Annotated in this window: 8 protein-coding genes; 3 read left to right on the top strand and 5 right to left on the bottom strand. The window is 57.5% G+C overall.

Features of this window, described 5'->3' with window-relative positions; genetic code table 11:
- The coding region (locus GA0061101_RS30870) for a transposase (protein ID WP_208865045.1) at nucleotides 1-213 on the bottom strand (213 nt) is incomplete at its 3' end.
- Between the two features lie 465 nt (nucleotides 214-678).
- Here GA0061101_RS30870 and GA0061101_RS30865 point away from each other — a divergent pair.
- From GA0061101_RS30865 to GA0061101_RS30850, 3 genes are all read left to right on the top strand, one after another.
- Nucleotides 679-1,434 (top strand): aquaporin, encoded by a 756-nt coding sequence (locus GA0061101_RS30865; protein ID WP_004112693.1) that lies wholly within the window; start codon nucleotides 679-681, stop codon nucleotides 1,432-1,434.
- A 575-nt stretch (nucleotides 1,435-2,009) separates the two neighbouring features.
- On the top strand, nucleotides 2,010-2,600 hold the full coding sequence (locus GA0061101_RS30855) for a NodA family N-acyltransferase (RefSeq protein WP_004112689.1): 591 nt from the start codon (nucleotides 2,010-2,012) through the stop codon (nucleotides 2,598-2,600).
- 113 nt (nucleotides 2,601-2,713) lie between these two features.
- Nucleotides 2,714-3,703, top strand: coding sequence for a LysR family transcriptional regulator (locus GA0061101_RS30850; RefSeq protein ID WP_004112688.1), 990 nt, complete (start codon nucleotides 2,714-2,716; stop codon nucleotides 3,701-3,703).
- 264 nt (nucleotides 3,704-3,967) lie between these two features.
- Here the strand turns inward: GA0061101_RS30850 and GA0061101_RS30845 are convergent, their stop codons facing one another.
- From GA0061101_RS30845 to GA0061101_RS30825, 4 genes are all read right to left on the bottom strand, one after another.
- Complete coding sequence (locus GA0061101_RS30845) at nucleotides 3,968-4,534, bottom strand: hypothetical protein (protein ID WP_120671006.1); 567 nt, start codon at nucleotides 4,532-4,534, stop codon at nucleotides 3,968-3,970.
- Between the two features lie 138 nt (nucleotides 4,535-4,672).
- Nucleotides 4,673-6,097 (bottom strand): IS701 family transposase, encoded by a 1,425-nt coding sequence (locus GA0061101_RS30840; RefSeq protein WP_065091965.1) that lies wholly within the window; start codon nucleotides 6,095-6,097, stop codon nucleotides 4,673-4,675.
- Between the two features lie 96 nt (nucleotides 6,098-6,193).
- A protein-coding gene (locus GA0061101_RS30835) for an IS630 family transposase (protein WP_184462176.1) occupies nucleotides 6,194-7,254 on the bottom strand; the annotation gives its coding sequence in 2 pieces (ribosomal slippage) (nucleotides 6,194-6,762 and nucleotides 6,762-7,254; 1,062 coding nt in all).
- A 431-nt stretch (nucleotides 7,255-7,685) separates the two neighbouring features.
- Nucleotides 7,686-7,979, bottom strand: a 294-nt coding sequence (locus GA0061101_RS30825) for a transposase (protein WP_141694139.1), incomplete at its 5' end; no start/stop codon positions are given.

Here is a 7,979-nt window from a genome sequence, read left to right as displayed (position 1 = left end):
GACGGTGCCCGCCCGTGTCTCCCAATCCCGGTCGCGATAGCCGTTACGCTGGGCCAGCCGGAAGCCATTCTTCTCGCCATAGGCCGCGCCGGTCTTCGTGCCGACCTCCAGCGCCATCAGCTTCTCGGCAGCAAAGCCGATCATCTCCCGCAGCAAATCGGCATCAGCGCTCTTCTCAACGAGTGAGCGCAGGTTCATCATGTCGTCGGTCATCGGTGGTGTCCCTCAGGTTGGCTCTAAGCAACCCGACCCTACCGGAAATCACCGATGGCTATGAAATCAAGCTACACCACTCCATGGGACACGATCAATCTTCAGACTGCAACGCGTCTGCTATGTCGCTTATTGTCGGACTCAAGACTTTTTTGAACGCCAGATAGATCGACCCTCGGAGTGATCGCTCTGCCGTAGACCCACTTTTGTTTGGCACGAAACTTGTGTGTTTATCGCAGACCGCCGGGAGCAAGCCGCAGCAAGGGCACCGGTCCTGATCTCGGCTGGTCGTCACAAAATTGAAGTCAACGACATAGGGCACAGAACGGACCGGACGATTGATCCTGTGGGCGTCAAAGGGTTCTGGCGAACACTGCATCGATAACCTGCCAAAAACCCAGTCGGCAGCGAGAATGTCGAGGTTGACGACAAATATCCGCAGAGATGCAATCAACGGAGTTAAGGATGAATAGATATTTTTGCGAATTACTAGGAACGTTTGCGCTCATTTTCTTCGGCTGCGGCACACTCGTCTTTATGCGTTCCGAGGTGGGCCCCCTCGGTGTCGCTCTTGCCTTCGGGATGACAGTGGTGGCGATGGCCTACGCGATTGGCCCAGTATCAGGCGCTCATCTCAATCCCGCGGTCAGCCTCGGTTTTCTTGTTTCGCGACGGTTTGGACTGTGGGACTTCCTCGCGTATGTCTTGGCTCAAAGTGCGGGGGCTATAGCGGCCGCAGGCGCTCTCTATGTGATAGCCATGGACAAAGTCGGTGGCTACGACATTGCCGTAGAAGGTTTCGCCCAAAACGGCTGGGGAGCTTATGGGGTCAGATCTGTGTTCCTGTTTGAGTTCATCTCCACGTTCCTGTTTGTAACGGTATTTCTCAAAAGCACCACCGAGGAAGGGGCGGGCACTGTCGCAGGTTTTGCAATTGGTCTTACCTTAGTCGCAATCCATCTGGCCGGCATTTCGGTTTCGGGTGCTTCTGTAAACCCTGCACGGTCGCTCGGCCCGGCGCTCTTTGCAGGGGAGACGGCGCGCTCACAGCTCTGGCTCTATATAATTGCACCGATGCTCGGTGCTGTTGCGGCGGGCCTTCTGCAACTCACTGAAGTTCTCGCGTTTCGACCAACAAGCAACTCGCTGAAGCGCAATGGCGCTACTCTTGCAGGGCGAAGTAGAGCTGATGCAGCTCGCCACTTCCAACCGCGCCCCTGACCGGGATTTCGACGGACTTCACATTTCCTTGGCGGCGAACCGCCCCGCCCCCGAGCCAGTATGGGGCTACATGTCACGTGATTCCATTTCCGCCGTTTCATTGTCACCTAAGCCGGTTCCAATCTCGTCTTTAGGGCGCATCGACCTTCTTTCCCGAGAGGAAAATCGGACCGCGGCCAGTATTGGAAAAAACTTGGGTCCATTCAGACCTAGCCCAACGGCCGAAAATACGTCCGATCGATATTGCGGCTGATGCTCCTTCAGGAGTCCTCTGTGAGCGGTTCGAACGCGAGCACTTTTTGGCTTCACCTGCAAACACTCTCTGCTCACCATTATGAGCGCTGCTCATGGATCCATGAAGGAATGCCATTTCAGTTTTGGTTCGCCTCATGATATTGGCCGCTGGGGTCAAGGATATCGCCTCGCCCGCGTCCATAGGACGAAGAGCATCAGCCTTGCAGGAAAGCCATCGGCCAGCACTTGTGCCGATATACTACCATTGCTTGTCGTAGCGATATAATAACAACCCTTAGGCCGTAAATCGTCCGGCCAGCGTCAAAAGAAGAGGTCTTTGAATGCGCGCAGACGTGCAGTGGAAATTGTGCTGGGAAAATGAGTTGCAACTCTCCGATCATGTCGAACTCGCCGAGTTCTTTCGGAAGACATACGGGCCGACTGGCGCGTTTAATGCAAAGCCGTTCCAAGGCAGTCAAAGCTGGGCCGGAGCAAGACCGGAGCTTCGTGCGATCGCGTACGACTCGATCGGTGTTGCGGCCCATCTGGGCTTGCTGCGCCGCTTCATCAAAGTTGACGGGGTAGACCTTTTGGTGGCTGAGCTAGGTTTATATGGAGTGCGTCCGGATCTCGAGGGGCTCGGCATCGCCCATTCGATTCAGGTTATGCTTCCCACATTGCAGAAGTTTCAAGTTCCATTCGCCTTCGGTACGGTTCGACCCGAGCTGCGGAAACACATTGAAAGATTCGGCCGACACAGTCCACTGACTGTTGTGTCGCAGGTGAGCGTACGATCTACGCTGCCACACGCACGCATCGACTTGCCGCCCACCCGTGTCGAGGATCCGCTTGTCATCATTATGCCGATTGGACAGCCCATCTCCGCCTGGCCAGCCGGTACGATGATCGACCGGAACGGACCGGAGTTATGAGCTACCTCGACTGCTAGCGGAAGTGCTCAGGCTCCTCGTGGAGCTCACTGTCCCAAGCGCAATCCGGTCCGGTCATCGGCAGGATCATATCGGCCGCCATCGGATGAAGAAATATGCGGTTCAATGGCCTTGATCTCAATCTTCTGGTTGCGCTCGACGCCCTGATGAGCGAACGTAATCTGACGGCGGCGGCGCGCAGCATTAACCTGAGCCAGCCAGCCATGAGCGCGGCGGTCGCACGGCTGCGCACCTTCTTCCAAGATGAGCTGTTTACGATCGCTGGGCGCGAATTTATCCCCACACCTAGGGCAGAAAGCCTGGCACCCGCCTTGCGAGATGCTCTGCTCCATGTTCAGCTCTCCATTATTTCCAGAGAGCCGTTTGAGCCCGCCCAATCGGATCGTCGCTTCAAAGTTATCCTTTCCGATTACGTCGCGCTCGTATTTTTCGAAAAAGTCGTTGAGCGCGCGGCGCGGGAAGCTCCTGCTGTCAGCTTCGAATTTCGGCCCCCGGGCGATGACACTGATGATTTACTCCGGCGCGGCGACGTCGATCTTCTCATTTTGCCGGAAGTGTTCGCGTCGAACACCCATCCCCGAGCAGGGCTGTTCGATGATGTCCACGTGTGCGTAGGCTGCACCTCGAACAAGCAACTGGAAGAGCCGTTTACGTTCGAGAGATACATGTCGATGGGACACGTTGTGGTCAAGTTTGGGAATGTCCGTAGGCCTGGCATCGAGGAATGGTATTTGCTCGAATATGGTCACAAGAGACGCATCGACGTCGTCGTGCATGGCTTCAGCATGATCCCGCCGATGGTTTCGGGCAACGAACGCATAGGAACCATGCCCTTACGGCTGGCGCAGCATTTCGCAAAAACCATACCCCTGCAAATCGTTGAGCTTCCGCTACCACTACTCCTTCCGTTCACCGAAGCCGTACAATGGCCCGCTCTGCACAATAGTGATCCGGCAAGCCTCTGGATACGCGAACTCTTATTCAAGGAGGCGTCCCACATGATTTCGCCGCCGGGCGCGGCCGAACCTCATATGCACCGGATTAGCACCGGCCCTGACCCGCTCACCTGCGATCGGCGAACTTGATAACGGGCGGAGAAGTCACGTGCTTTGCCCTTCACTTTAAGATTTACACAAGCCAATTGGGTTCGACCGCACGGCGATAACCGGTCGCAACGTTATTTTGCGTCCGGGCGCAGCGGAACAGCATGGATGCTCCAGTTGAACGAAAACTCGAATAATTGCAGCGGTCCGATCGACAGGAAGGACGAGCTGCCATAACTCGGGTCGCCTTTGCGGACTGCAGGCATAAGGCTCAGCACCCGTTACCGAGGCGATCGACGTTAGCCGTTACTTTGCAGAGTGCCGGTAAAAGACATCCGCCAGAATGTGGTGATCATGGCGGTAGACTTCAGCCATGATATTGTAGAGCTCTGGATCGTGAGCCTCGAACTCGTCTGATGTGGCGACGGTGAGTGCACCATGGCTGTAAGCTGTATTCGTATTGAACCAAAACCGCGTGCCTTCGGCCCAATACTCATCGACGGTGTTCTCCATATACGAACGCGCCCAGAGTCCTTTCTCGCGGGCGTGGAAATAGGCTTTTTCAACTCGCGCGACGAGATCAGGATCCACCGTGCGAAGCGCGTTGAAGATATTATGTGAGAATTCGTGAACAAGAATGTTTCCTCCGTAATAGCGAGTGCCAGGCACGCCCATCAAATTTTCCACGGCCCCCGTCGTGTAGAGCCCGCCCATGCCGCGTGCCCGTTGGGCCCAGTATTCCCGGGCAGTCATCTTGTCGATCGTGTTGGCGTAATTCCGCCGTTCGTCGGGGGTGAGGCGGGGATCATCGGGCGCCGGCTTCTTCCAATCCCGCTGCTCCGGAATGTCAGTCGTCGTCTCGTCGATCGCCATGATGCCCACCCGCGCCCCGGCCCAGATTAAGGCATCGCGAACATCACGACGTTCTGACAACATGTATAGGACAATGTCACGTGCGATTAAAAGTGCCGTGTCTGGAACCTTTTCGGACGAGATAATAGTCTTACTGCGTCACAAATTTGTGGATTTTATCGATCCTTCATCCGGGAGCAGCATGGACATCGCTGGAGGTTGCGACTGAGTGCGACGGTCAAGTGCCTTCGGATTGTGGCGATCGAATTCGACACGTGTCGCTCGGGTCGGATCGGGGGCTCCGCGGGGTCGATAACCCTGGGGAAGGCCAGATTGCGGGCGGTTTTTGGTTTCGGGCGGCGCTGAGGGGGGAATCGTCTCCCTTTGGGAGATGAGGAATCCGTAAGCGGCAATGCAGAGGCTTGCATGATGATGGAAGCCGCGCCAACCGCGTCCCTCATAGTGGCCGAGCCCGAGTTCCTGTTTGAGTTCCTGATAGTCGCGCTCGATGCGCCAGCGCAGCTTGGCGGTGCTGACGAGCTTTGCGAGCGAAGCGGCGGCCGGGAGAGTGGAGAGCCAGTATTTGAGTGGTTCGGCATCACCCTCGGGCCATTCGATCAGCAGCCATTCCTCGGCGCGGGGCTCGGTCAATTTGTAATCCCTGGACGCGGGCCTGACGCGCACGGCGGCGAAGCGAGAGTTGAGGTCAGTGTTGGTTCCTTCCCGCCAGCCGATGATCTGCCAGGCATCTTGCGGCAGTTCCTGCGCCAACGCCTTGGCCGATATCGGGCTGTGCTCGGGGCTGCGGCGCATCAGCGAGGTTGGCCGCCCCTTTCCGCGCCAGGGCTCGGGTGGCAATGGTCCCTCGCCGGGTCGCCAGACGCTGAGTGTCGGCTGCACGCCCACGACATAGTCGAGGCCGAGTGCCGACAGGCCGGCGCGGAATGCGCCGTCCACGCCATAGCCGGCATCGGCCAACACCACACCGGGCGCCACTCCGGCTGCCTGGGCGGCTCGGATCTGCTCCAGCGCGATGGCCGGTTTGGTCTGGAATGCGACGCTGTCAGGGATCTTCGCCTTGCGCCGCCGCTCGGCATCGTCGGCCCAGATCTCGGGTAGATACAGCCGGTAGGCAATCGGCAAGCTCGCTGCGACGTTGGCGATCGACAAGCTGACCGCGACTTGGCAGTTGTCCTGCTTGCCGAGTTGGCCACAATATTGCCGCGCCACCCCGACCGAATGCCTGCCCTTCTTGGGAAAGCCGGTGTCATCTACAATCCACGCCTCGATCGGCCCATGTCGCTCGATCAGCGGCAGCACCAAATCGCCAATCCGCCGCAGAAGCGCCTCGTCCGACCACGGCGCCTGACCGACGAAATGCAGTAACGACTGATGCTTGGACGAAACCCTCGCCGGTGCCGTTACCGCTGCCAGAGGCTCGACACTCTTGCGCTCCACCGGCAGCATGAGGCCAAGGCAGTAATCCTTCAGCGGCTCTGCCCGATCGGCATGGCCGATCACATCGACAAGCCTCTCGACATAATCCGCAAAGTCTGATTCACTTCTTCCGCTCAGGCCATTCATCTCAGCTTGCTCCTGCTGACCACGAATCGCCACGCTAGCACATCATCGCAAACCGCGAATCTCCCGTTTTTTGTGACTCATACGGCTTCTCATTGATCAGAACGCATTGGCCCATTCTCTGCGTCCGATGGACATGATGCGCCAGGGCTGACTTTCGAGTTTTCGCCATGCGTCGCAACAGTGATTGACGATATCGTCGTAGGATTTGAAGACTCGGTTCGAGAGCCAATTCTCGCGCATGAAGAGCCAGAGGTTTTCGACCGGGTTCAACTCTGGCGATTTCGGCGGGAGCGGCAGGATCGTTATGTTTTCGGGCACGACGAGATTGTTGGACATGTGCCATCCCGCCTGATCCATGATGAGGATGGCATGGGCGTCATCGGCGACATGACGGGCGATTTCGGCCAGATGCTGCGTCATCGCGTAGGTGTCGCACCACGGCATGACCAGCGCTGCCGCTTTGCCGAGCTTCGGGCAGATTGCGCCAAAGATGTAGGCCGATCTGGTGCGTTGATCATGCGGCGCTGAAGGTCGCGTTCCGCGCTTGGCCCACCGGCGCGTGATCTTGTTCTTCTGACCGATGCGAGCTTCGTCCTCGAACCAGATTTCTATTTGCTTGCCTCGTGCCGCTCCAGCGGCAATTTCTGCCACCGCGGCGGGGAACTTTTTTTAAATTCCTCAATGGCTTGGGGGTCTTGCGCGTGATGTTTGGGCCGTGCGGCCAGCTTGCGATAGCCCATGGCTCGCACCTCACGGCTCAGCGTTTGCTCGCTCACCGAGATGCGAAACCCTTCCCAAAGCCATTGAACCAGATCGCACAGACGCCAACGCACAATGCCGTCAAGATAGGGCGTCGGTCCGCGCTCGATGGCCTGTGCCAAGGCCGCACGCTGCTGATCGTTTAATCGCGACTGCGGACCGGGAGCCTTGCCGTTGATCAGGCCTTGGGGACCACGCTCGTTGAAGCGCATGACCCAGTCCCGAACGATCTGGAGCGTGACATTGCCGAGACGGGCGGCATCGGAACGCGAGCCTCCGTCATAGATCGACGCGAGCGCCAACAAACGTCGTGCCTGGGCGGCGTCCTTCGTCTGCCGCGCCAGCCGCCGCAGACCTTCTCCCTCAAAATCCTCACGCAATGAAATCCCTGATCGCATCGCAGACCTCCGGTTTGCTCCAGAGATTCAGATTCACCGCGTTTTGGGAAGGCCAAAGAGTCAAGTTAAACGGGACGCGGTATCAGTAAGAATAGGTATGCCTGCTGCGTCAGCATACTTGGCATAAAACGGATCCAGGCCGAGTGAAATCGGTGGGCTGCGAACCATGAAAGTATCGAAATTGGATATATCAGCCATCGACAATGGCGACGCAGATAAACCATCCTCAGCGCCGCCAAGTCCCCTGCGGATGCAGCAAGAAGGTATCCACCGACAAGGACCATCGCCATCGAGCATCCATGAATCATCATGACCTTTCCTTAGTGCACTGTCTTCCTGAGACGACGCAACAACCATGCCAATCACCAAGCAAAGAACCGACGGTTATATTTGTCGGCCCTGTCGCGCTAAGAGTCGGATTCGAAAAGCGTTCAACGATATCCATACCTTGCTAGCCGTCTGGTGATGAGACGAATGTGGGCGATCATGATCCACGCTTCGGCTGATGCGATGGAGCGTTCGACGTCTTTGGCCAATCTGCGGCATCTGCCAAGCCAGGCGAAGGTCCGTTCGACCACCCATCGACGCGGCAGAACCTCGAAGCCTTTCGCCTTGTCCGAGCGCTTGATGATCTCGATCGTCCAGCGCCCGATCTTTTTCAGTCGCCGCTTCAACTTATCGCCCGCATAGCCACCATCGGCGAAGACATGCAGCAACCATGGCCA

The organism is Martinezella lusitana, from assembly GCF_900094565.1.
Lineage (GTDB): Bacteria > Pseudomonadota > Alphaproteobacteria > Rhizobiales > Rhizobiaceae > Rhizobium > Rhizobium lusitanum.
Note: the sequence above shows the minus strand (reverse complement) of the source record. Positions and strands in the feature narration are given on the sequence as shown.